Here is a 22135-nt window from a genome sequence, read left to right as displayed (position 1 = left end):
ATGACCACCTCGACGTCCCTGCTGCAGTCCGACCGCGCCGCCCGGACGGGTTCGCCTCGGCCGGACCGGGCGCTGCGACGCCGCCGCTTCCTCCTGTGGATCGCCGAGTACAGCATCGCCATCGCGTTGGCCGTCATGTTCGTGGCCCCGATCCTGGTCATGGTGCTGACCTCGTTCATGACGGGCCAGCAGGCGCTGACCTCCGACTACTGGCCGCGCTCCTGGCACCCCGAGAACTTCGTCGAGGTGTTCCAACGGGTCCCGATGCTGCGCTACATGCTGAACAGCGTGCTGTACGCCGGGCTCGCCACTGGCTTCATGCTCCTCTCGAGCATCCCGGTCGCGTACGCCCTGGCGCGGCTGCGGTGGCGTGGTCAGTCCATCGCACTCGTCCTGGTGATCATGATGATGATGCTGCCGCCCCAGGTGACGGTGGTGCCGCTCTACATCATGTGGGCCAGGTTCGACCTCACCGGCAGTCTGTGGCCGCTGATCCTCCCCAACCTGCTCGGGGACGCCTTCAGCATCTTCCTGCTGCGGCAGTTCCTCCTCACCATTCCCGAGGAGTACAGCGATGCGGCCCGGGTCGACGGCTGCAACGAGCTCCAGGTGCTGCTCCGCGTCATCCTGCCGATGGCGAAGCCCGCGGTCGCGGCCACGGCGATGTTCATGTTCTTCTACACGTGGAACGACTACTACGGGCCGTTGCTCTACGCGAGCGAGAATCCGGATGCGTGGCCCATCTCGCTCGGACTCGTGGCCTTTCGCGGTGCCCACGAGGTCAGCTGGAACCTGACCATGGCCGCCACCGTGATCGCGACAGTTCCGATCTTCGTGATCTTCGCGTTCGCCCAGAAGGCGTTCGTGGAGGGAATCAACCTGACAGGAGTCAAGGGATGAGAGTGACCGTGGTCGGCGGAGGGTCGACCTACACCCCCGAGCTGGTGGACGGGATCGGTCGCCTGCGCGACTCGCTCGCTGTCGAGGAGCTGGTCCTCGTGGACCCGGCGGCCGAGCGCCTGGAGCTGGTGGCGGGGGTGGCTCGACGGATCCTGGCCCGGCAGGGCCATCCCGCCCGCGTGGTGGCGACGAGCGACCTCGACGCCGGGGTGGCCGACGCCCAGGTCGTGCTCCTGCAGCTGCGGGTGGGCGGTCAGGCGGCGCGCATCGGCGACGAGACGTGGCCCTTGGACTGCGGCTGTCTGGGGCAGGAGACGACCGGAGCCGGCGGCCTGGCCAAGGCGATGCGGACCGTCCCGGTCATCCTGGACGTCGCCGAGAGGGTACGTCGCAGGGCTGCCCCTGGTGCGTGGATCATCGACTTCACCAATCCGGTCGGCATCGTGACCCGGGCGCTGCTGGACGACGGCCACCGGGCCGTGGGGCTGTGCAACGTGGCGATCGGTCTCCAGCGCTACTTCGCGCAGCTGCTGGAGGTAGCGCCCGACCGCGTTCAGCTGGATCACGTCGGTCTGAACCACCTGACGTGGGAGCGAGCCGTCCTGGTCGACGGTGTCGACCGGTTGCCGGAGCTGCTCGACCGTCACGGCGCGGAGATCGCAGAGCACCTCGGGCTTCCCGTCGACGTGCTGACCCGGCTCGGCTCCGTCCCCTCGTACTATCTGCGCTACTTCTACCGCCACGACCTCGTGGTCGAGGAGCAGAGGGGCGGACCCACGCGCGGGGAGCGGGTCGCCGAGGTGGAACGGGAGCTGTTGGAGATGTACGCCGACGAGGCGCTGGACGAGAAGCCGGCACTGCTGTCCGAGCGGGGCGGCGCCTTCTACTCAGAGGCGGCCATCGACCTGATGGCCTCGCTGCTCCACGACCGGGGGGACGTCCAGGCCGTCAACGTCCGCAACGGAAGCACCTTCTCGTTCCTCGCGCCGGAGGCCGTGATCGAGGTGTCCGGGCGGGTGGACGCCACGGGCGCCGCGCCGCTCGACCTGGCCCCGGTGGAGCCGTTGTACGCCGGCCTGATCGCGCACGTCTCGGCGTACGAGGAGCTCGCGTTGGAGGCCGCGATCAAGGGTGGTCGCGACCGTGTCTTCCGGGCGCTCCTGGCCCACCCGCTCGTCGGTCAGTCGGACCTCGCGGACCAGCTGACCGACCGGCTGCTCGCGGCGAATCGTCAACATCTGTCGTGGGCGCGATGACCGGGCTCGTGCTCGCGGTCGACGGCGGCAACAGCAAGACCGACGTCGTGCTGGCCGACCGTGCCGGCCGCCTCGTCGCCCACGTGCGCGGTCCCGGGTCCTCGCCCCACTCGCTCGGGATCGAGGGTTGCGCCGACCTGCTCGACGACCTGGTCGGCAAGGCGGCGGCCCAGGTGGGGTCGGTCGCCAGCCACGTCGCTGTGCACGCGGGCATCTACCTGGCCGGCGTGGACATCCCGGCCGAGACAGCACTGATCACCGAGGCCATCGAGAAGCGGCAATGGGCACGGCACCTGGTGGTGGACAACGACACGTTCGCGCTGCTCCGGGCAGGAACGGACGACCACGACGCGGTGGCGGTGGTCTGTGGCGCGGGGATCAACTGCGTGGGCGTGGCGAGCGACGGCAGGCACGCGCGGTTCCCCTCCCTGGGGCGGATCTCGGGGGACTGGGGAGGGGGAGTCCAGCTGGGCGACGAGGCGCTCTGGTGGGCGGCGCGTGCGGCGGACGGCCGTGCGCGACCGACCGCCCTGGAGGACCTGATCGTGGCCCACTTCAAGCGGTCGTCCCTCCAGGAGGTCATCGAGGACTTCCACTTCGGGCGCTTGCGGCACGCGTCCCTGGGTGAGCTGGCGCCCGCTGTGCTGCGCGCGGCGTCGCATGCCCAGGACCCGACGGCGATGGCCATCGTCAGGCGCCAGGCCGAGGAGGTCACGTCCCTCGTCGGAGCCGCGTTGAGACGGCTGGACCTGGTGGACCGGCACGCGACCATCGTGCTCGGCGGAGGAGTGCTGACCAGTGCCGATCCGTTCCTGATGGCCGAGATCTCAGCGGGCTTGCAGACCACGGCGCCGCGGGCGGAATGGCGGGTCACCGAGGTGCCGCCGGTCGTGGGAGCCGCCCTGCTCGGCCTGGACCAGGTCGGCCACGAGCCCGATGCGGAGGCGCGGTTGCGGAACTCCCTGCTCGTCGATGGCCGTCGTAAGGCGACCGGATGACGCGCCCAGGCTCGCCGCTCGCGCGGCGAGCGACCCTGCAGTGATCGAGAGGACCCCCATGACGGATCGGATCGGATCGTCGGTTCCGGAAGAAGCGGTGACCCTGCCGAGCGGCCGGGAGATGCCGCTGCTCGGCTTCGGCACTTGGCAGATCACAGGGGAGGAGGCCGTGCGCGCCACGACGGCTGCCCTGTCCGCCGGCTACAGACACCTCGACACGGCGCACGTCTATGAGAACGAGGGTGAGGTCGGTCGCGGGATCCGGGACAGCGGGGTTCGCCGTGAGGACATCTTCATCACCACCAAGATCCCACCCGGGCGCGCGGATCAGCACCGGGAGACGCTCGAGCGGAGCCTGGAGCTGCTGGGAGTCGACCACGTCGACCTGTGGCTGATCCACTGGTCGGTCGACGACGAGGTGCACGCCGATCTCTGGCGGGCACTGCAGGAGGCTCGATCGGACGGGTTGGCGGGCGACATCGGCGTCAGCAACTACTCGGTGCCGCAGCTCGACCGGTTGGCCGAGGTGACCGGCGAGATGCCGGCGGTCAACCAGATCGAGTGGAGCCCACTGCTGTTCGAGCCGGACGTTCTCGCGGCCCACCGCGAGCGCGGGGTCGTCCTGGAGGGGTACAGCGGCCTGCGGGGTGGGGTCCTGGAGCACGAGGCGGTGGTAGGGCTGGCGCGCCAGCTGGGCCGGACCCCTGCCCAGGTGGTGATCCGGTGGCACCTCCAGCATGGTGTCGTGGTGATCCCGAAGAGCCGAGAGCCGAACCGGATCCGGGCCAACGTGGAGGTGGGGTCGTTCGCGCTGGACCCGGCCGAGATGGCGGTCCTGGACGCGCTCGGGGCCCACGCCGCGCCGGAGTGATCTCCATGTGAGCCGGGCCAGGATCAGCCGCTGGTGTCCTCCACCAGCTCCTGCTTGGCGGACTGCGCGGCCAGGTGGACCGCGCCGATCAGGCTGGCGCGGTCGCCGAGGCCCGACCGGATCAGGGTGGGCGGGAACGGGATCATCGCCTCGGTCAGGCTGCCGGCGCGGGCGATCAGCTGGTCGTTGTCGCCGACGCCTCCGGTGAGGACCACGGTCTCGGGGTCGATGACGGCGCAGATCGACGCGATCACCGAGGCGATCCGCGCGCACTCCTCCTCGACCAGGGTGGCGGCCGGCCGCTCGCCGGCGGCAGCCCGCCGGAAGAGGTCCTCGACGGTGGTGGGCGGGTCGCCCCGCCATCCGGACCGCGACTGCGCGTCGTGGAGCAGGCTCAGGCCGCCGGCCTCGTCGTGGGCGCGGGCGTCCACCTTGCGGCGCGTCCCGAACGGCGGCAGGAACGCCACCTCGCCGGCCGCGCCGTGCGCACCGCGCATCACCCGGCCCTCGTGGACGATCCCGGCACCGATGCCCGCGCCGACGGCGACGACCGCGAACGTGCTCAGCTCCCGCGCGGCGCCTCGCCAGCGCTCGGCCATCGCCGCGAGGTTGACGTTGTTGTCGAGGATCACCACGGTGTCGAACGCGTCCGCGAACGGCGTGGCGAAGTCGAAGGGCTCGAACTGGTCGATGTTCGACGCGTAGCGCACGGTCCGTCCGTCGTGCTCCAGCACGCCCGGCACGGACACGCCGATCGTGCGCAGCGGTACGGCGGCCATCCTCGACGCGAGGAGCGTGGACCGCAGGAGCTCGATCGCCTGGGCGACGATGGCGGGCCCGCCCGGTCGAGCGGTCGGCTCGTGCTGCTCGCCGACCAGCTGCCCGCGCAGGTCGGCGATCGCGACCCGCAGGTTGCTGCCGCCGATGTCGACCGCCGCCAGTGCGCCGGCGCCCTCGGGGACCTCGTAGAGCGTGGCCGAGCGCCCCGGGGTCCCGCTCTGCTGGCCCACGGCCTGCACCAGCCCGCGCTGCTCGAGCTGCTGGATCGCGGCGAAGATCGTCGGCCGGGACAGGCCGCAGGAAGTGGCCAGGAACGGCCGGGTCACCGGCTCGGTCTGGTGGAGCAGCACGTCGAGGACCTGGTCGGCGCTCGACGCATGCGCTGCGGCAGTCACAAATCTCTCCCGTCGCTCTTGACGTGTTCCCGGTGCCGCTGAGAATATCCATTCAATAAGCAAGTTGCCTAACAAATGGAGATGTCATGAAGCCCACATCACCCCTCTCGGGCTCGCTCACCGGGATCACCGCCCCCCGGCCGACGCGTCGTGGCCTGCTCGTGGGCGGTGGTGCGCTCGGCCTGTCCGGCTTCCTCGTCGCCTGCGGCGTCGGCGGTGGCGGGGGTGAGAAGGGCGGTGGCGGTAGCGGCAGCGGCAGCATCCGGGCGCTGTTCATGCAGCAGGCGGGCTACTCCGAGGACAACATCAAGGAGATGACCGCGGCCTTCATGAAGGCCAACACCGGCATCAAGGTCACCGCCGACTTCGTGTCCTACGAGGCGCTGCACGACAAGACCGTCGCGGCAGCCCCTGCCGGCACGTACGACGTCGTGCTGATCGACGTGATCTGGCCGGCCGAGTTCGGCACCAAGAACATCGTCGCCGACGTCAGCGACCGCTGGCCGGAGGAGTGGAAGCAGCAGATGCTCGGGGGCGCCGTCGCGACGCCGCAGTACGACGGCAAGTTCTACGGGGTCCCGTGGATCCTGGACACCAAGTACCTCTTCTACAACACCGCCCAGCTCGAGAAGGCGAAGGTGGACGCCGCGCAGCTCGACACCTGGGACGGCGTCCTCACCGCCGCCCGCGCGCTCAAGCAGAGCGGCGTGCAGTACCCCCTGATCTGGTCCTGGCAGCAGGCCGAGGCCCTGATCTGCGACTACACCCAGCTCCTCGGTGCCTTCGGTGGGACCTTCCTCGACGACGCGGGCCAGCCCGCGTTCAACCAGGAGGGTGGCGTCGCCGCGCTGGAGTTCATGCGGCAGACCATCGTCGACGGCCTCACCAACCCCGCCTCGACGCAGTCGCTCGAGGAGGACGTGCGCCGCGTCTTCTCCTCGGGCCAGGCCAGCATCGCGCTGAACTGGACCTACATGTACGGCCTTGCGAACGACCCCAAGGAGAGCCAGATCCCCGGCGACGTCGCGGTGCTGCAGACCCCGAGCGGCCCGGTCGGCCGCCCCGGCGTGAACGGCAGCATGGCGCTCTCCCTCTCCGCGACCAGTGAGAACCAGGATGCCGGCTGGAAGTACATCGAGTACCTCACCAGCCAGCCGGTCCAGGACAAGTACGCCCTCAGCTCGCTGCCCGTGTGGTCGTCGTCGTACGACGACCCCAAGGTCGTCGACACGAACCCCGCCGTGGTACCGCAGGCCAAGAAGCAGCTCGGCGACATGATCCTGCGGCCGCAGGTCGCCAGCTACAACGCGATGTCCCAGGTGCTCCAGGCCGAGATCCAGAAGGCCCTGCTCGGCGACAAGGAGCCGCAGCAGGCGCTCGACGACGCGGCCTCCGAGGCGGCCAAGCTGCTGGAGTCCTGATCGTGACATCGACCCCGCGAGCGGGTGGGCGTCCCCGGGTCCGCGGCGGCTACCACGAGGGGCGCTTCGCGCTCCTCCTGCTGCTGCCCGCGGCCGTGGTCGTGTTCGGCGTCGTGCTGTGGCCGGTCGTGCGGACCCTGGTGGTCTCGCTCTACGACGTCGACAGCGCGATGCCGGGCGACTACCCGTTCGTCGGGATCGACAACTACGTCCAGGTCTTCCAGGACGACCGGTTCTACAGCGTCCTCGGGCACACGATGTACTTCACGCTGGTCTCGACGTTCCTCGAGCTGTCGCTCGGCATCGCGGTCGCCCTGCTGCTCAACGCGCCGCTCAGGGCGCGCTGGCTGTGGCGCAGCATCGTCGTGCTGCCCTGGGCGCTCCCGACCATCGTCAACGGCGCGCTGTGGCGCTGGATCTACAACGGCCAGTACGGCGCGCTCAACGGCCTGCTCGACACGCTCGGGATCTCACAGACGCCGACGCAGTGGCTCGGCGAGCCCTTCCTCGCGCTCAACATGGTGATCATCGCCGACGTCTGGAAGAACACCTCGATCGTCGTGTTCTTCATCCTGGCCGGCCTGCAGACGATCCCCAGCGACCTCTACGAGGCGGCCCGCGTGGACGGTGCCGGACCCTGGCGCGCGTTCTGGCGGCTCACGATCCCGATGCTGGCGCCCTCCATCGCCGTGGTGCTGATCCTGCGCACCATCGAGGCGTTCAAGGTCTTCGACATCATCTACGTGATGACCGGCGGCGGGCCCGCCAGCGGGACGCAGACGGTCGCGTTCTACACCTATCTCCAGGCCTTCTCCAACCAGCTGTTCGGGTACGGCGCCGCGCTGGCGTACCTGATCGTGCTGGCCGTCTTCGCGCTGGCCATGGCGTACCTGCGGATCCTCCGCCAGAACGAGATGGCAGGTGTCGAATGAGACCGAGTCGCGCCTACCTGGTCTGGATCCACGTGGCCGCCGTGGTCATGGCGCTGGTCGTGCTCGCGCCCTTCGCCTGGCTGGTGATCTCCAGCATCTCGCCGTCCTCGGAGCTGCTCTCGCCGCACCCGCACTGGTGGCCCGACCACCCGACGCTCGAGCGGTACCGCGCGATCTTCTCCTCCGGCGGTGGCGATGACGTGGCCGCCAACTTCCGCGCCGCGATGATCAACAGCTTCGTGGTCGCCACCGCCACCACCGTGGTCTCGCTGGTCGTCGGCGTCCTCGGGGGCTACGCGTTCGCCCGCCTGCGGTTCCGGTTCCGCCGGACCTCGCTGCTCGCGTTCCTGGCGATCTACATGCTCCCGCCGATCGCCCTGGTCATCCCGCTGTACCTGGCGCTGGCCAACCTCGGGCTGCTCGACACGAAGATCGGCCTGGTCATCACCTACGGCTCGATCGTCACCCCGTTCTGCCTGTGGACGATGAGCAACTACTTCCTGAGCCTGCCCGCCGGCCTCGAGGAGGCCGCCCGCGTCGACGGCGCCAGCCGGATGGGGGCGCTCTTCTGGGTGATCCTCCCGCTGGCGCGGCCGGGGATCCTGACCACCGGCATGTTCGGGTTCCTGCTGGCCTGGGACGAGTTCCTCTACGCCCTGATCTTCACCTCGAGCACGGACGCGAAGACCATCCCCGTCGCCATCGCCGAGTTCACCGGCAAGCACTCCTCGGACTTCGGTCTGATCGCCGCCGGAGGAGTGCTGGCCACCATCCCACCCGTCATCCTCGCGCTGGTCTTCCAGCGCTACATCGTCGGAGGCCTGACCTCCGGAGCAGTGAAAGGCTGATCACGATGCGATTCCCCGAAGGTATCGACGCGCAACCGGAGGTGCTGCGGACCAGTGCCGCTGCCGTCCGCGACGCCCTGCGACGCATCCCCCCGATCGCCGAGGGCGCCGTCGTGGCGCTGGTCGGCATCGGCGCCAGCGAGCACGTGGCCAGGAGCGCGGCGCCGGTCTGGCGCGCGTCCGGCATCCGGGCCTTCGCGCTCTCGGCCACCGAGCTGCTCGACGCCGACCGCCCGGTCGCCGACGTCGTCGTCGCGATGAGCGAGTCCGGGCGCAGCACGGAGACGGTCACCGCGCTCGAGCGCACGACAGGCCGACGCGTCGCGATCACGAACTTCCCGGACTCGCCGCTGGCCGACGTGGTGGACGAGGTCATCCCGCTCGACAGTGGGCCGGACAGCCCGGTCTACACGACGGGGTACACCGCAACGATCCAGGCGATCGGGCTGCTCGGCGAGCACTGGGCCGGAGCGCGCACGGACTGGTCCGCCCTGCCGGACCAGGCCGCGCAGGTCATCGCGTCGGCACGACCGGTCGTCGAGTCGGTCGCCGAGCGGTTCGACCGGGCCCGGCTCATCGACGTCATCGGGTCCGGTGCGTCCATCACGACCGCCGGCGAGGGCGCGCTCCTCCTGCGGGAGGCGGCTCGGGCCCTCACCGCCGCCCACGAGACCCACAACTACCTGCACGGACCGATGGAGCCGCTCGACCCGAGCGTGTGCTGCGTGGTGATCGGCGCGGGGCGCGAGGTCCGGCTCGCCCGGGAGGTGAGCGCCCTCGGCTGCGCGACCCTCCTGGTCACGACCGACGCCGACATCGATGCGGCCGAGCACCTGGTCCCGGTCCGGCTCCCGGTGCCGGGGTCGCCGCTCGCCCGCACCGTGCTGGAGATCCTGCCGCTGCAGCTGCTCGGCTGGAGCCTGGCGAGCAGGCGAGGACTGCGGGCCGACGGGTTCCGGTACGAGCAGGACGACATCAAGCTGGGTAGTCGATGACCCGATCGGTCCATGTCCTGGGCAACGTCCAGCTCGACGTGATCGCCACCCCGGTCACCCGGCTGCCGGACCCCGGGGGCGACGACGTCATCGACCACATCGCGGTCCGGCCCGCCGGAGCCGCGGGCAACGTCTCCCTCGCCCTGGCCGGCCTCGAGGTGTCCCACCGGCTCTTCGGCGCGGTCGGCGACGACCAGGCCGGACGCTGGGTCGCGGCCGAGCTGCGCCGGGCCGGCCTCGGCGACGACCTCCAGGTGGTCGCCGGCCAGGAGACCGGCATCTCGATCGCACTCGAGGCCGTGGGCCGCGAGCGGGCCTTCCTCACCGCCCACGGGGTGCTGAAGACGTACACGGAGGCCGACGTGCCCGCCGAGGCCACCGCGGCCGACCTCGTGATGCTCACCGGGTACTTCTCGCTGCCCGGGCTCCGGGGGAGCGGCGCGCTGGATCTCCTCCGGCGCACGCGCGCGCACGGCGGTCGCACGGTGTTCGACACCGGATGGGACCCCGACGACTGGCGGGGCGACGCCGACCGGGAGGTCCTCGCGATGCTGCCCTCGGTCGACATCTTCCTGCCCAACGAGCCGGAGGCCCAGGCCCTCACCGGCGAGGCCGACCCGGAGGCCGCCGCAGACTCCCTGCAGCGAGCCTGCGGCGGCTGGGTCGTCGTCAAGCTCGCCGAGCGCGGCCTGGTCGCGCGCGGGCCGGACGGCGCTCGGCTCCGGCTCGCAGCACCGCCGGTCGTGGCGAAGGACACCACGGGCGCCGGGGACAGCCTCGCCGCGGGGATGCTGGCCGAGCTGGCCGAGCACGACGACATGGCGCGGGCGCTGGCGACCGGCGTGCGCGTCGCGTCGACGGTGATCGGGCGAGACTCGCTCGCGAGATACCCCTCCCGTGCCGAGCTGCTCGGCGAGGAGCCCCTCGCACCTCTTTCTTGACTCATTCCAAAAAAGCCGCGAGACTGCGGCCATGTCGACGACCAGTGACCTCCCTGGGAGGTTCCCGGAGCTGCTGCGTGCCGCGGCGCTGCGGGTGACCCGCCCGCGGGTCGCCGTACTGGGTGCCGTGCACGCCCTGCCGCACGCCGACACCGAGTCGATCATCGTCGCGGCGCGCCAGGACCTCCCTGGCGTCTCGCACCAGGCCGTCTACGACTCGCTGCACACGCTCACCGAGGCCGGCCTGCTACGTCGCATCCAACCGGCCGGCTCCGTCGCGCGCTACGAGGCGCGGATCGGCGACAACCACCACCACGTGGTGTGCCGCTCCTGCGGGGTCCTCGCCGACGTCGACTGCGCCGTCGGCGGAGCCCCCTGCCTGACCGCTTCGGAGGACCACGGCTTCCTGATCGACGAGGCCGAGGTCGTCTACTGGGGCCTGTGCCCCGCTTGCTCGACCCCCCGTTCATGACCGCCAACGACCGCCCGGAAGGAAGACCATGACCGACAGCCAGGACAACCGCACCCCCGAGAGCAGCCCACAGGGGGTGGACCGGAAGGCCGAGGGCGGGTGCCCCGTGATCCACGACGGCGCGACCGCGCAGGGCAGCGAGAGCGAGAACCCGGCGATCGACTCGCCGACGCCCAGGACCGGCGGCCGCCCGAACTCGCTCAAGGACTGGTGGCCCAACCAGCTCGACCTCTCGGTGCTGCACGCGCACTCGACGAAGAGCAACCCGCTCGACCCGGGCTTCAGCTACGCCGAGGCGTTCGGCGAGCTCGACATCGAGGAGCTGCGTCGCGACATCGTCGAGGTGATGCACACCTCGCAGGACTGGTGGCCGGCCGACTTCGGCCACTACGGCGGCCTGTTCGTCCGGATGGCCTGGCACGCGGCCGGCACCTACCGGATCCACGACGGCCGCGGCGGCGCCGGCCAGGGCGCCCAGCGGTTCGCCCCGCTCAACAGCTGGCCGGACAACGCCAACCTGGACAAGGCCCGCCGGCTGCTCTGGCCGGTGAAGCAGAAGCACGGCCAGAAGATCTCGTGGGCCGACCTGATCGTGTTCGCCGGCAACGTCGCCCTCGAGGACATGGGGTTCACGACGTTCGGCTTCGGGTTCGGCCGCGAGGACATCTGGGAGCCCGAGGAGATCTACTGGGGTCCGGAGGACACCTGGCTCGGCGATGAGCGCTACAGCGGCGAGCGGGAGCTGTCCGACCCGCTCGGTGCGGTCCAGATGGGCCTGATCTACGTCAACCCGGAGGGCCCCAACGGCAACCCGGACCCGATCGCGTCCGCCCGCGACATCCGCGAGACGTTCGCCCGGATGGCCATGAACGACGAGGAGACCGTCGCGTTGATCGCCGGCGGCCACACCTTCGGCAAGACCCACGGTGCCGGGGACGCCGACCTGGTCGGCCCCGAGCCCGAGGCGGCGCCGCTCGAGGAGCAGGGCCTGGGCTGGCGGAGCTCGTTCGGATCCGGCAAGGCCGGGGACACCATCACCTCCGGCATCGAGGTGACCTGGACCTACCACCCGACCCGCTGGGACAACGAGTTCTTCCACATCCTGTACGCCTACGAGTGGGAGCTGATGAAGTCCGCGGCGGGCGCGAACCAGTGGCGGCCGAAGAACGGCGCGGGCGCCGACATGGTCCCCGACGCGCACGACCCCGCCAAGCGTCGTGAGCCGCGGATGCTGACCTCCGACCTCGCGCTGCGCTTCGACCCGGAGTACGGCAAGATCTCGCGCCGGTTCAAGGACCACCCCGAGGAGTTCGCGCTGGCCTTCGCCAAGGCCTGGTACAAGCTCCTGCACCGCGACCTCGGCCCGATCGCGCGCTACCTCGGCCCGCTCGTGGGCGAGACACAGATCTGGCAGGACCCGGTGCCGGCCGTCGACCACGGGCTCGTCAGCGACGCCGACGTCGCCGCGCTCAAGGCGAAGGTCCTGGACTCCGGCCTCTCAGTCGCCGAGCTCGTGTCGACCGCGTGGGCCTCAGCCGCGAGCTTCCGCTCCACCGACAAGCGCGGGGGCGCCAACGGCGCGCGGATCCGGCTCGAGCCGCAGCGCAGCTGGGCGGTCAACCAGCCCGAGCAGCTGGCCGGCGTACTCGAGCGGCTCGAGGGCATCCAGCGCGAGTTCAACGAGTCCGGCGAGGCGAAGATCTCCCTCGCCGACCTGATCGTGCTCGCCGGCTCCGCCGCGGTGGAGAAGGCCGCCAAGGACGGCGGGGTCGACGTGACCGTCCCGTTCCGCGCCGGGCGCACCGACGCCAGCCAGGAGCAGACCGACGTCGACTCGTTCGCGGTGCTCGAGCCGCGGGCCGACGGCTTCCGCAACTACCTGCGGGAGAACGAGAAGCTCCAGCCCGAGGTGCTGCTGGTCGAGCGGGCGTACCTGCTCGGCCTCACGGCCCCCGAGACGACCGTCCTCGTCGGCGGCCTGCGTGCCCTCGGCAACTTCGTCGGCGGCGTCCGGCACGGTGTGCTGACCGACCGTCCCGGCGTGCTCACCAACGACTTCTACGCCAACCTGCTGGCCCCCGGCACGCAGTGGAAGGTGTCGGAGTCCGAGCCGAACGTCTACGAGATCCGTGACCTCGCGAGTGGCGACCTGCGCTGGACCGCCACCGCGGTCGACCTGATCTTCGGTTCGAACTCCCAGCTGCGCTCGCTGGCCGAGGTCTACGCCAGCGCGGACGCCCACGAGAAGTTCGTGCGCGACTTCGTCGCAGCGTGGGTCAAGGTCATGGAGGCCGACCGCTTCGACCTGGTCTGAGCCACCCCGCAGGACCGCACCACCCAGCGCCCGTTCGGGCCGGCTCGACCGAGCCGGCCCGGACGGGCGTCCTGGTCAGGAGGCTGCGCGCATCGCCGCGGCGAGCGCCAGCACGATCAGCACGAGGTAGACGGCGTTCCAAGACATGGACGAGGCCGATCGACGGGGCCCGAGGCCGGAGGGACAGTGGCGGACAGCCGCCCCCTCACTCGCTGTCTACCGCCCAGCGTAGCCCCTGCGCGCCTGCGGTGGTCGGACCGCGCCGGTCGACGCGGGAGGTCGTGCGGACAGCGTGACCGCTCGCTTCGTCCGGCTGGCTGTGAGTGTGGTGTTGCGGCCCGGACACGCGGCCCGGACATGCCGGGAGCCCCGAGGGTTCGCCTCGGGGCTCCAGGTCTGTCGCAGTCGGCGCGACCGGGTGGGGCCCGCTCAGGGCCGACCGGACGACCGGCTCACCACTTGTGCATCGTGTCGTGGGAGATGTTGTAGTACATGCCGATGTGCGTGTAGAAGTTCATCGCGCCGAAGAGCAGGAACACCACGCCGCCGATGACCCAGGCCCAGACGGCCCAGCGCAGCAGCTGCGGGCGGTCGGTCCACAGCGCGATCGCGAAGAGCAGCGCGCCGAGGGCCACGATGCCCCAGAGCCCGCCGAGGAACAGCGCCTCGAGGATCGGCCAGTCGCCGAACCGGCCGCTGATCGGCTCCACCGCCGGAGCGGCACCGAGCTGGAAGCGGACGAACGCGATGGCCAGCACGGCCATGCCGAGGCCGAGCGCACCCACGAAGATGCCGGCCGGCTTGAGGGCCGCGAGAGCCGTGGCGTTCGCCGTACCGACCTCGCCGTCGAAGAGGGCCCGGTGCCGCCACAGGTACACCGCGGCGAGCAGGAGCAGCGCGCCGAAGCCCGCGGCCGGCTGACCGAACGCGATGTTGGCGTACTCGAACCCGCCGTCGCCGAACGGCCAGGTCAGCGTGGTGTGGAGACCGGTGACGAGAAGCAGCCCACCGGTGATGCCGAAGAATGCGGCCCAGGCCTCGCTCGCGATCCGCTTGTTGCGGACCAGGTCGGTCAGGAACGCTGCGAATCCGAGAAGCCCTGCGCCTGCGGTGATGGCGACCAGCTCGTTGTAGACGACCACTGCACTCACTCTTTCCTTGCTCCGCCGGCTCGTCGCCAGCAATTAGTTGAAGGTTGTACTAACCTCAAACGCACGGCTGTAGCGAATATTCCGGGGAGCGGCGATCGAGTACCGGCGAGCCGGCTGCGGGCCGGGCCGGCCCTAGGGCTGACGCGTCCGCCGCGCGCTGCGCTGCTCGTGTCGCGCGGCGCGCAGCCGGCGCAGGCGCCGGACCAGCCGGGGCGCGTGCACCTCGGCCGCAGGGAGGTCGATCAGGCGGTTCAGCAGCTGGTGGTAGCGGGTCGGCGTGAGCTCGAAGCGCTCACGCAGCACGGCGTCCTTCGTGCCGGCGTGGGCGACCCAGTCGCGCTCGAACTCGAGGATCTCCCGGTCGAGGTCGGTGAGCTCGGGGCTGTCGGCAGGCATGCGCAGATCGTGACATCCGGGTGCGCGGGCGCGCTGCGAGGGGGGGGTCACACGTTGCCGAGGAACCGGTCCACCTCGATGCGGACGGCCACCCGGAGGGGGTTGGGCCGGGGCGGGCGATAGCGGATCGCATAGCGCTCCATCGCGCGGCGTACCGACGCCTCGTCCTCGAGCACCTCGCCGCGTCCCTCGATCGTGGACCACCGCCGGCCGTCGACCTGGCAGACCGCCAGTGTGGGGGTGTGGCGGACGTGGTCGACCTTGCGCGACGTCCCGGACGTGATCACCCAGGCGCAGCGCCCCTCGGTGTCGACGGTCACGCCCACGGGTACGACGTGCGGCCGGCCGTCCGCGCGCAGCGTGGTCAGCGTGCCCAGGTGCCGCTCGGTCCAGAAGTCCAGCAGGCCCTGGGGGAACGCGTCCCATCCCGGTTGCCACGACGTCATTCGGCGATCCTGCCATGCTGTCGCCCCTGCGCTGGTGGCAGGATCGCACCATGACCTACACCGCCGCACCCGACCGCTACGAGACCGACGCCACCGGGATGCGGTACCGCTTCACCGGCCGCACCGGCCTGCAGCTGCCGGTGATCTCGCTGGGGCTCTGGCAGAACTTCGGCGACGACCGGTCCGAGGACAACCAGCGCGCCATCCTGCGCCGCGCCTTCGACCGCGGGGTCACCCACTTCGACCTCGCGAACAACTACGGCCCGCCCTACGGCCGGGCGGAGGAGAACTTCGGTCGCTACCTGCGCGACGACTTCGCGCCCTACCGCGACGAGCTCGTCATCTCCACCAAGGCCGGCTACGACATGTGGCCGGGACCGTACGGGCAGGGCGGCGGCTCGCGGAAGTACGTGCTCGCCTCGCTCGACCAGTCGCTGCGCCGGATGGGCCTGGACTACGTCGACATCTTCTACAGCCACCGGTTCGACCCCGACACGCCGGTCGAGGAGACGATGGCCGCGCTCGACCAGGCGGTGCGGCAGGGCAAGGCGCTGTACGCCGGCATCTCGTCGTACTCGGCCGAGAAGACCAACGAGGCGGCCACGATCGCTCGCGACCTCGGCACGCCGCTGCTGATCCACCAGCCGTCGTACTCCATGCTCAACCGCTGGATCGAGCGGGAGCTGCTCGACGAGCTCGAGCAGCAGGGCATGGGCTGCATCGTGTTCTCGCCGCTCGCCCAGGGCCTGCTGACCGACCGCTACCTCGGCGGCGTCCCGCAGGACTCGCGCGCCGCGCGGCAGAACTCCACGCTCCCCGGCGACCACCTCGATGACGCCACCCTCGGGCACGTCCGCCGGCTCAACGAGATCGCCCAGGCCCGTGGCCAGCGGCTCGCCCAGCTCGCCCTCCAGTGGGCGGTGCGCGACCCACGGGTCACCTCCGCGCTGATCGGCGCCAGCTCGGTCGAGCAGCTCGACACCAACCTCGACGCGCTGGCCTTCCCGGACCTGACGGCCGACGAGCTCGCCGCCATCGACGAGAACGCCGTCGAGGCCGGGATCAACCTGTGGGCGCGGTGGTCCGAGGACTGATCACCCGATCCCGGCTGTTCTCCCACCACTGGCAGCCGACCAGCACCAGCCCGGCGAGCAGGGCGCCGGCCAGGATGTCGATCACGTAGTGCTCGGCGTTGTAGACCAGCGCGGTCGACATCGCCAGCGGGTACAGCGCCAGCAGCCAGCGCCACCGGGTGCGCAGCCGCTGGATGCCGTAGAACGCGACCAGGAACGTGATCCCGGCGTGCAGCGAGGGCATCGCGGCCACGGGGTTGCCGACGCCCTGGAGGATCAGGTCGACCCGGCCCAGGCCGACGTCGTGCCAGCCGCGGGCGGTGATCCGGGTGACGTCGGCGTCCAGCCAGCCCTTCTCGGAGGCCATCCACGGCGGCGCCATCGGGTAGACGATGTAGGTCGCGAGCGCGCCGAAGTTGATCACCAGGTAGCGGCGCATCCACCGGATCCACTCGACCCGCCGGCGCACCCACAGCACCGCCGCGATCGTGAGCCCGGTCAGGAAGTGCGTGGCGTACACGGTGGTGAGGACGAAGTCGTACCAGCGCGGCTCGCTGTCCTTCAGGCACGGGTCGGCACACCACGCGTCCTGGAGGCGGGTGGTGGGGATCTCCCCGCCCCCGAGCCAGGTGTCGAACCGGATCGGCATGCTCACGTGCACCGGGAGGCCGAGCTCGTCGGTGAGGCCGCGGCTGTAGAAGTAGACGACCAGCCCGGCGACCGGCAGCCACCAGTCCTTGAGGAAGTTCAGGTGGTACGCCGGCCGCGCCTCGATGCTCCACGCGACGGTCCCGAGCCACAGCCACAGGAACACCTGGACGGTGTCGTTGGGGATCCCGAGCAGCTCGGACCACGCGGCCAGGGCGACCGCGTACGCCGTCATTGCGACCGCGCGGGCCCGGCGCCGGGTGGGCGGGTAGGAGAGCGGGCGGAGGGTGATGGAGACAGCGGCCTCCGGCTCCTCCACGCCCCGTGTCATGGCCAGATTGTAGGAGGCCTCTCAGCGGACGGCACTCGAGTTCGGCCGACGGCGACACCCGGCACGTAAACCGGGTGCCCGGCTCGCGCCGATGGCGGAGAATCCTCCGACGTGGGACACGTGGACGTGGCCGGGGTGCGCTATGAGCTCCCCGACGGGAGAGTGCTGCTGGACGACGTGTCGTTCCGGGTGGGCGAGGGCGCCAAGGTCGCGCTCGTGGGCGCGAACGGCGCCGGCAAGACGACGTTGCTTCGGATCATCACCGGCGACCTGTCGCCGCACGCCGGGGTGGTGACCCGCTCCGGCGGGCTGGGCGTGATGCGCCAGATGGTCGGGGCCGGCCTCGGGGACGCGCCCACCGTCGCGGACCTGCTGATCAGCGTCGCGCCGGCGCGGATCCGCGACGCGGCGTACGAGATCGACGCCTGCGAGCGCGCGCTGATGGACGCCGACGACGAGAAGACCCAGATGGCCTACGCCCATGCGCTCTCGGAGTACGCCGATGCCGGTGGCTACGACCTCGAGGTCACCTGGGACGTGTGCACGACGGCCGCCCTCGCGCTGTCCTTCGACCGCGCGAAGTACCGCGACCTCGGCACCCTCTCCGGCGGCGAGCAGAAGCGGCTGGTGCTCGAGTACCTGCTCCGCGGCCCCGACGAGGTGCTGCTGCTCGACGAGCCGGACAACTTCCTCGACGTGCCGGGCAAGATCTGGCTCGAGGAGCGGATCCGCGAGTCGGCCAAGACGGTCCTGATGATCAGCCACGACCGGGAGCTGCTGAACAACACCGCCACGCGGGTGGTCACGGTGGAGCTCGGTGCGTCCGGCAACACCGTGTGGACCCACCCGGGCGGCTTCGGCTCCTACCACCAGGCCCGGCTGGACCGGTTCGCGCGCTTCGAGGAGCTGCGTCGCCGGTGGGACGAGGAGCACGCCAAGCTCAAGCAGCTGGTGCTGCACTACAAGATCAAGGCCGAGTACAACGACGGCATGGCCTCGCAGTACCGCGCCGCCCAGACCCGGCTGCGCAAGTTCGAGGCGGCCGGCCCGCCGACCGAGCAGCCCCGCGAGCAGCAGGTGACGATGCGGCTCAAGGGCGGCCGCACCGGCAAGCGCGCCGTGGTCTGCGAGCACCTGGAGCTGACCGGTCTCATGAAGCCGTTCGACCTCGAGGTCTGGTACGGCGAGCGGGTGGCCGTGCTCGGCTCGAACGGGTCGGGGAAGTCGCACTTCCTGCGGCTGCTCGCCGCGGGCGGGACCCGGCCGGACAAGGAGCACGAACCGGTGGGCGACGCGCTGTCGCACGGGGTGATCAAGCCGGTCCAGCACCGGGGGATCGCGAAGCTGGGCGCGCGGGTCCGTCCCGGCTGGTTCGTGCAGACCCACGACCACCCGGAGCTGGTCGGTCGCACGCTGCTGGAGATCCTGCACCGCGGCGACGCCGAGTCGGACGGTCGGGGGCGCGCCGGCATGGGGCGCGAGCAGGCCAGCCGGGTGCTGGACCGCTACGAGCTCAGCCCGTCCGCCGAGCAGCGGTTCGAGTCGCTCAGCGGCGGTCAGCAGGCCCGCTTCCAGATCCTGCTGCTCGAGCTCTCGGGGGCGACCCTGCTGCTGCTCGACGAGCCGACCGACAACCTCGACGTGCAGTCGGCCGAGGCGCTGGAGGAGGGGCTGGAGGCGTTCGAGGGCACCGTGCTCGCGGTCACCCACGACCGCTGGTTCGCCCGCGGCTTCGACCGGTTCCTCGTCTACGGCGCGGACGGCGAGGTCTACGAGTCCGACGGCCCGGTCTGGGACGAGGGCCGGGTCGAGCGGCTCCGATGAGCCGGCACCGCATCGTCGAGGTCGAGCCGTTCGATCCCGGCCAGGTCGACCCCGGGCACGACGCCTACCTCCTCGCCGAGCTCGCCGCGCCCGCGGGCGTGACGCCGCCGTGGCAGCTGGAGGAGGTCCGCGCCATGATGCAGGACCAGGGCACCCGGCGCCGGCTGCTCGGTCTCGCCGGCACGGTCGACGACCGGTGGGGCACCCTCGGTCGCCGGCTGGGCTCGCGGTCAAGGTCGCCAACCTGCGGCTGCTCCAGGCGGAGCGGCCCCACGTCCGCGTGGTGACGACGTACGACGCCGAGGTCAACGCGCACATGGTCGGCGTCAACGAGCGGCTCGCCTTCGTCCCCGTCGCGCGGCTGGGCGAGTCCCAGAAGCGGCTGGACGCCTCGGCGCGGAGCAGGGCGAAGCAGGGCCCCACCGGCTGACGGGAGACGGACCTGCTCGCCGGTGGGGCCCCGATCCCTTCTCGGGGGAGAGAAAGGCTCTGCGGGCTGGACCCAGGGGTCTAGGAGTTGGACGTGTCCGCGTCCGAGTCCAGCTGGAGGGTGACGGTCTTGACGTCGCCGTCGTGCTCGTAGCTCACGGTGACCTTGTCGCCGGGCCGGTAGGACCGGATGGTCGCGACCAGCGAGTCGGCGCCGCTGATCAGCTGGTCGTCGACCTTCGTGATCACGTCGCCCTTCGCGAGGCCGGCGTCGTCGGCGGTCGACCCGGCGTTGACGTCCTGGACCTCGGCGCCCTCGGTGACCTCGGCCCCGGGGCGGCTGGCGACGTCGGAGACCGAGATGCCGAGCCGGGCGTGGGTCGGCGTCTCCCCGTTGCGCATCTGGTCGACGATCGGCATCACCTCGTCCATCGGGATCGCGAAGCCGAGCCCGATCGACCCGGCCTCGCCCTGCATGGAGCTGGCGGTGCGGATCGAGGAGTTGATGCCCACGACGTTGCCGTCGAGATCGGCGAGCGCGCCACCGCTGTTGCCGGGGTTGATCGCGGCGTCGGTCTGGATCGCGGGGTACGTCGTGCTGTTGCCCTGGCCGTCGGAGCCGACGTCCACGGGCCGGTCCAGGGCGCTCACGATGCCGCTGGTCACCGTCGAGTCCAGCCCGAACGGCGAGCCGATCGCGACGACGCTCTCGCCGACCTTGAGGTCGCCGGACTTGCCGATCGTCGCGGGCGTCAGCCCGGACACGTCCTGGGCCTTGATCACGGCCGTGTCGGTCAGCGGGTCGGTGCCGAGGACCTCGGCCTTCGCGGTCGAGCCGTCGTTGAAGGAGACGCTGATCGAGCCGCTGTCGCCGGCCAGCTCGACCACGTGGTTGTTGGTGAGGATCTCGCCGTCGGAGCTGAGGATGATGCCCGAGCCCGAGCCGGCGCCCTGGGCGCCTGCCACGTCGATCTCGACCACGGACGGGAGCACCTTGGCGGCGACCTGCTCGACCGAGCCGGCCGGCGCCTCGGAGTCCGGGGTGTCGACCACCTGTGACGTCGTGCGGGCGTCGGGGCTGCCGGCGGCGCTCGAGGATCCCCCGTCGTCGAGCGCGCTCCACGCGGCCGCGCCGCCGACCCCCGCCGCACCGCCCGCCACCAGCGCGGTCGCGACGACCGCGGCGGCGAGACCGGTCCGGCGGGAACGACGCGGGGCCGGCGGCTCCGTCGTCCCCGCGGCCGGCGGCCCCTGGGGAGGCGGGCCCTGGGGAGGCGGGCCCTGCGGCGCCGGGGTGGAGAAGTACGGGTTCGGCGGCCCTGGGGGCGGACTCGTGGGCTGGTCGTTCATGCGTCAACCATGCGTGGGCACCCTGTGACGTTCCTGAGACCTCGCTGGGGCGGTCCGAAGAACTGCCGCGGCCGGAAACCGGGGAGACCCCGGAGGCGGGAGCGGCTTGAATGCTCCGGTGACCTCGCTCGACCACCTCGGCACCGGCGAGGACCGTCTCGGCCCGCTGCGCTTCCGCAACTTCCGCCTGCTGGTGGCCGGCTCGGCGACCAGCTCGCTCGGCAACGCGATCGCCCCGGTCGCGCTCGCCTTCGCCGTGCTCGACCTCGGCGGGTCGGCCACCGACCTCGGGCTGGTGGTGGCGGCGTACGCCTTCGCGGACGTGGTGACGGCGCTGTTCGGCGGCGTCCTCGGCGACCGGGTGGCCCGGCAGCTGATGATGGAGGGCTCCAGCGCCGCCTGCGCCGTGAGCCAGGCCGCGGTCGCGGTCCTGGTCGTCGGCGGCTGGGCGACGATGCCGATCCTGGCCGTCTTCGGGGTGGTCAACGGCGCCCTCGGCGCGCTGAGCGGGCCGTCCTCGTCCGCGATGACCCGGATGACCGTGCCGGCGGACCGGCTCGCGTCCGCCGTCGCGCTGCGGGGCCTGCTGCAGACCAGTGCGGCCGTGGTCGGGTACGCCGCCGGTGGGGTGCTGGTCGCCGCCGTCGGGCCCGGCTGGGCGATCGGCGTGGACGCCGCGACGTTCGCGGTCGCGGCGCTGTGCTTCGGCCACCTCGACGTGCCGCACACCCGCCCCGAAGGTGCCCGGCCGTCGTTCGTCAGCGACCTCGGCGAGGGGCTGCGCGAGGTGCTCCGCCACACCTGGCTGTGGCTGCTCATCGGCCAGGCGCTGCTCTACCACCTCTTCTACGGCGGCGCCCAGTCGGTCGTCGGACCGATCGTGATGGAGGACGGGTTCGGCCGGTCCAGCTGGGGCCTCGCGCTCGGCACGCTGATGGCCGGCTTCGTCGTGGGTGGGCTCGTGTGCCTGCGGTGGCGGCCGCGCCGGCTGCTGTTCGTCGGCACCGCGCTGCTGTCCTTCACCGCGGCCTTCCCGCTGGCCATGGCTCTCAGCGACCAGCTCTGGCCGATCCTCGTCGGCGGGTTCGTGCACGGGGTCGGGCTGCAGGTCTTCGACGTGTTCTGGCAGCTGGCGATCCAGGAGAACATCGCCGACGACATGCTCGCCCGGGTCTACTCGTTCGACCTGGTCGGCTCCTTCGTCGCCCGACCGGTGGGGCTCGTGCTCACCGGCCCGATCGCCGAGGTGGTCGGCTTCCACCGCTGGCTGGTCGTCGTCGGGTGCGTCATGGGCGGCTCGGCGCTGCTCTCGCTGCTCTCCCCGGACGTGCGGCGGCTGGAGCGCCGCAGCTGATCCAGGGTCG

At 71.3% G+C, this 22135-nt stretch carries 22 protein-coding genes; 16 read left to right on the top strand and 6 right to left on the bottom strand.

From position 1 onward, the window contains the following. The 4 genes from QMC84_RS05160 (at position 1) to QMC84_RS05145 (ending at position 4025) form a co-directional block, all read left to right on the top strand. On the top strand, positions 1 to 900 hold the full coding sequence (locus QMC84_RS05160; protein ID WP_300372489.1) for a carbohydrate ABC transporter permease: 900 nt from the start codon (positions 1 to 3) through the stop codon (positions 898 to 900). Further along, positions 897 to 2156 (top strand): 6-phospho-beta-glucosidase, encoded by a 1260-nt coding sequence (locus tag QMC84_RS05155; protein ID WP_300372487.1) that lies wholly within the window; start codon positions 897 to 899, stop codon positions 2154 to 2156. The genes QMC84_RS05160 and QMC84_RS05155 overlap by 4 nt, the downstream gene beginning before the upstream one ends. Next, complete coding sequence (locus QMC84_RS05150) at positions 2153 to 3154, top strand: BadF/BadG/BcrA/BcrD ATPase family protein (RefSeq protein WP_300372485.1); 1002 nt, start codon at positions 2153 to 2155, stop codon at positions 3152 to 3154. The genes QMC84_RS05155 and QMC84_RS05150 overlap by 4 nt, the downstream gene beginning before the upstream one ends. 97 nt (positions 3155 to 3251) lie before the next feature. Beyond that, on the top strand, positions 3252 to 4025 hold the full coding sequence (locus QMC84_RS05145) for an aldo/keto reductase (RefSeq protein WP_300372483.1): 774 nt from the start codon (positions 3252 to 3254) through the stop codon (positions 4023 to 4025). Between the two features lie 23 nt (positions 4026 to 4048). Here QMC84_RS05145 and QMC84_RS05140 read toward each other — a convergent pair whose 3' ends face one another. Continuing rightward, on the bottom strand, positions 4049 to 5200 hold the full coding sequence (locus tag QMC84_RS05140; protein WP_300372481.1) for an ROK family transcriptional regulator: 1152 nt from the start codon (positions 5198 to 5200) through the stop codon (positions 4049 to 4051). Positions 5201 to 5286: 86 nt separating this feature from the next. Here QMC84_RS05140 and QMC84_RS05135 point away from each other — a divergent pair, with 86 nt between their 5' ends. The 7 genes from QMC84_RS05135 to katG are packed head-to-tail and all read left to right on the top strand — an operon-like array spanning position 5287 to position 13123. Next, the gene (locus QMC84_RS05135; RefSeq protein ID WP_300372479.1) at positions 5287 to 6621 is read left to right on the top strand and encodes an extracellular solute-binding protein; all 1335 of its coding nucleotides are present in this window, start codon (positions 5287 to 5289) and stop codon (positions 6619 to 6621) included. Between the two features lie 2 nt (positions 6622 to 6623). Next, entirely contained in the window at positions 6624 to 7553 is a 930-nt protein-coding gene (locus QMC84_RS05130; protein WP_300372477.1) for a sugar ABC transporter permease, read from the top strand. Further along, the gene (locus QMC84_RS05125; RefSeq protein ID WP_300372475.1) at positions 7550 to 8401 is read left to right on the top strand and encodes a carbohydrate ABC transporter permease; all 852 of its coding nucleotides are present in this window, start codon (positions 7550 to 7552) and stop codon (positions 8399 to 8401) included. Before QMC84_RS05130 ends, QMC84_RS05125 begins: the two co-directional genes overlap by 4 nt. A 5-nt stretch (positions 8402 to 8406) precedes the next feature. Beyond that, positions 8407 to 9396 carry an SIS domain-containing protein gene (locus QMC84_RS05120; protein WP_300372474.1) on the top strand — a complete coding sequence of 330 codons (990 nt, stop codon included), beginning with the start codon at positions 8407 to 8409 and terminating at the stop codon, positions 9394 to 9396. Further along, positions 9393 to 10337, top strand: a complete 945-nt coding sequence (locus QMC84_RS05115; protein WP_300372472.1) for a carbohydrate kinase family protein — start codon at positions 9393 to 9395, stop codon at positions 10335 to 10337. Before QMC84_RS05120 ends, QMC84_RS05115 begins: the two co-directional genes overlap by 4 nt. Positions 10338 to 10368: 31 nt before the next feature. Next, positions 10369 to 10809 (top strand): Fur family transcriptional regulator, encoded by a 441-nt coding sequence (locus QMC84_RS05110; RefSeq protein WP_300372471.1) that lies wholly within the window; start codon positions 10369 to 10371, stop codon positions 10807 to 10809. A gap of 28 nt (positions 10810 to 10837) precedes the next feature. After that, positions 10838 to 13123: a catalase/peroxidase HPI gene (gene katG / locus QMC84_RS05105; protein ID WP_300372469.1), complete on the top strand. Its 2286-nt coding sequence runs from the start codon at positions 10838 to 10840 to the stop codon at positions 13121 to 13123. A gap of 452 nt (positions 13124 to 13575) precedes the next feature. Here katG and QMC84_RS05100 read toward each other — a convergent pair whose 3' ends face one another. From QMC84_RS05100 to QMC84_RS05090, 3 genes are all read right to left on the bottom strand, one after another. Next, complete coding sequence (locus tag QMC84_RS05100) at positions 13576 to 14274, bottom strand: DUF981 domain-containing protein (RefSeq protein ID WP_300372467.1); 699 nt, start codon at positions 14272 to 14274, stop codon at positions 13576 to 13578. 132 nt (positions 14275 to 14406) lie between these two features. Then, positions 14407 to 14670, bottom strand: coding sequence for a DUF3263 domain-containing protein (locus QMC84_RS05095; RefSeq protein WP_300372465.1), 264 nt, complete (start codon positions 14668 to 14670; stop codon positions 14407 to 14409). A 47-nt stretch (positions 14671 to 14717) separates the two neighbouring features. Further along, positions 14718 to 15116, bottom strand: coding sequence for a PPOX class F420-dependent oxidoreductase (locus tag QMC84_RS05090; RefSeq protein ID WP_300372463.1), 399 nt, complete (start codon positions 15114 to 15116; stop codon positions 14718 to 14720). Between the two features lie 50 nt (positions 15117 to 15166). On the opposite strand from QMC84_RS05090, the gene mgrA reads away from it, so the two are divergent. Beyond that, a complete protein-coding gene (gene mgrA / locus QMC84_RS05085; protein ID WP_300372461.1) occupies positions 15167 to 16210 on the top strand; it encodes an L-glyceraldehyde 3-phosphate reductase in 1044 nt (347 codons plus the stop codon). Here the strand turns inward: mgrA and QMC84_RS05080 are convergent. Then, complete coding sequence (locus QMC84_RS05080; protein WP_300372459.1) at positions 16179 to 17168, bottom strand: phosphatase PAP2 family protein; 990 nt, start codon at positions 17166 to 17168, stop codon at positions 16179 to 16181. The two genes, mgrA and QMC84_RS05080, sit on opposite strands and share 32 nt — an antisense overlap. 111 nt (positions 17169 to 17279) lie before the next feature. On the opposite strand from QMC84_RS05080, the gene QMC84_RS05075 reads away from it, so the two are divergent. The 3 genes from QMC84_RS05075 to QMC84_RS05065 are packed head-to-tail and all read left to right on the top strand — an operon-like array spanning position 17280 to position 19422. Beyond that, positions 17280 to 18992 (top strand): ATP-binding cassette domain-containing protein, encoded by a 1713-nt coding sequence (locus QMC84_RS05075; protein WP_300372457.1) that lies wholly within the window; start codon positions 17280 to 17282, stop codon positions 18990 to 18992. After that, positions 18989 to 19279, top strand: a complete 291-nt coding sequence (locus tag QMC84_RS05070) for a hypothetical protein (protein WP_300372455.1) — start codon at positions 18989 to 18991, stop codon at positions 19277 to 19279. The genes QMC84_RS05075 and QMC84_RS05070 overlap by 4 nt, the downstream gene beginning before the upstream one ends. Continuing rightward, entirely contained in the window at positions 19276 to 19422 is a 147-nt protein-coding gene (locus QMC84_RS05065) for a hypothetical protein (protein ID WP_300372453.1), read from the top strand. The genes QMC84_RS05070 and QMC84_RS05065 overlap by 4 nt, the downstream gene beginning before the upstream one ends. 80 nt (positions 19423 to 19502) lie before the next feature. On the opposite strand, the gene QMC84_RS05060 is transcribed toward QMC84_RS05065, so the two are convergent. Next, positions 19503 to 20771, bottom strand: a complete 1269-nt coding sequence (locus QMC84_RS05060) for a trypsin-like peptidase domain-containing protein (protein WP_300372451.1) — start codon at positions 20769 to 20771, stop codon at positions 19503 to 19505. A gap of 118 nt (positions 20772 to 20889) precedes the next feature. On the opposite strand from QMC84_RS05060, the gene QMC84_RS05055 reads away from it, so the two are divergent. Next, positions 20890 to 22125 carry an MFS transporter gene (locus tag QMC84_RS05055; RefSeq protein ID WP_300372449.1) on the top strand — a complete coding sequence of 412 codons (1236 nt, stop codon included), beginning with the start codon at positions 20890 to 20892 and terminating at the stop codon, positions 22123 to 22125. The last annotated feature ends 10 nt before the right edge of the window (positions 22126 to 22135 follow it).

It is taken from the genome of Nocardioides sp. (genome assembly GCF_030019515.1).
Taxonomy (GTDB): Bacteria; Actinomycetota; Actinomycetes; order Propionibacteriales; family Nocardioidaceae; genus Nocardioides.
Note: the sequence above shows the minus strand (reverse complement) of the source record. Positions and strands in the feature narration are given on the sequence as shown.

Coding starts and splice junctions, on each gene's coding strand:
- QMC84_RS05160 (WP_300372489.1), top strand. CDS start 1: ATGACCACCTCGACGTCCCTGCTGCAGTCCGACCGCGCCGCCCGGACG.
- QMC84_RS05155 (WP_300372487.1), top strand. CDS start 897: ATGAGAGTGACCGTGGTCGGCGGAGGGTCGACCTACACCCCCGAGCTG.
- QMC84_RS05150 (WP_300372485.1), top strand. CDS start 2,153: ATGACCGGGCTCGTGCTCGCGGTCGACGGCGGCAACAGCAAGACCGAC.
- QMC84_RS05135 (WP_300372479.1), top strand. CDS start 5,287: ATGAAGCCCACATCACCCCTCTCGGGCTCGCTCACCGGGATCACCGCC.
- QMC84_RS05125 (WP_300372475.1), top strand. CDS start 7,550: ATGAGACCGAGTCGCGCCTACCTGGTCTGGATCCACGTGGCCGCCGTG.
- QMC84_RS05120 (WP_300372474.1), top strand. CDS start 8,407: ATGCGATTCCCCGAAGGTATCGACGCGCAACCGGAGGTGCTGCGGACC.
- QMC84_RS05115 (WP_300372472.1), top strand. CDS start 9,393: ATGACCCGATCGGTCCATGTCCTGGGCAACGTCCAGCTCGACGTGATC.
- QMC84_RS05110 (WP_300372471.1), top strand. CDS start 10,369: ATGTCGACGACCAGTGACCTCCCTGGGAGGTTCCCGGAGCTGCTGCGT.
- katG (WP_300372469.1), top strand. CDS start 10,838: ATGACCGACAGCCAGGACAACCGCACCCCCGAGAGCAGCCCACAGGGG.
- QMC84_RS05095 (WP_300372465.1), bottom strand. CDS start 14,670: ATGCCTGCCGACAGCCCCGAGCTCACCGACCTCGACCGGGAGATCCTC.
- QMC84_RS05090 (WP_300372463.1), bottom strand. CDS start 15,116: ATGACGTCGTGGCAACCGGGATGGGACGCGTTCCCCCAGGGCCTGCTG.
- mgrA (WP_300372461.1), top strand. CDS start 15,167: ATGACCTACACCGCCGCACCCGACCGCTACGAGACCGACGCCACCGGG.
- QMC84_RS05080 (WP_300372459.1), bottom strand. CDS start 17,168: ATGACACGGGGCGTGGAGGAGCCGGAGGCCGCTGTCTCCATCACCCTC.
- QMC84_RS05070 (WP_300372455.1), top strand. CDS start 18,989: ATGAGCCGGCACCGCATCGTCGAGGTCGAGCCGTTCGATCCCGGCCAG.
- QMC84_RS05060 (WP_300372451.1), bottom strand. CDS start 20,771: ATGAACGACCAGCCCACGAGTCCGCCCCCAGGGCCGCCGAACCCGTAC.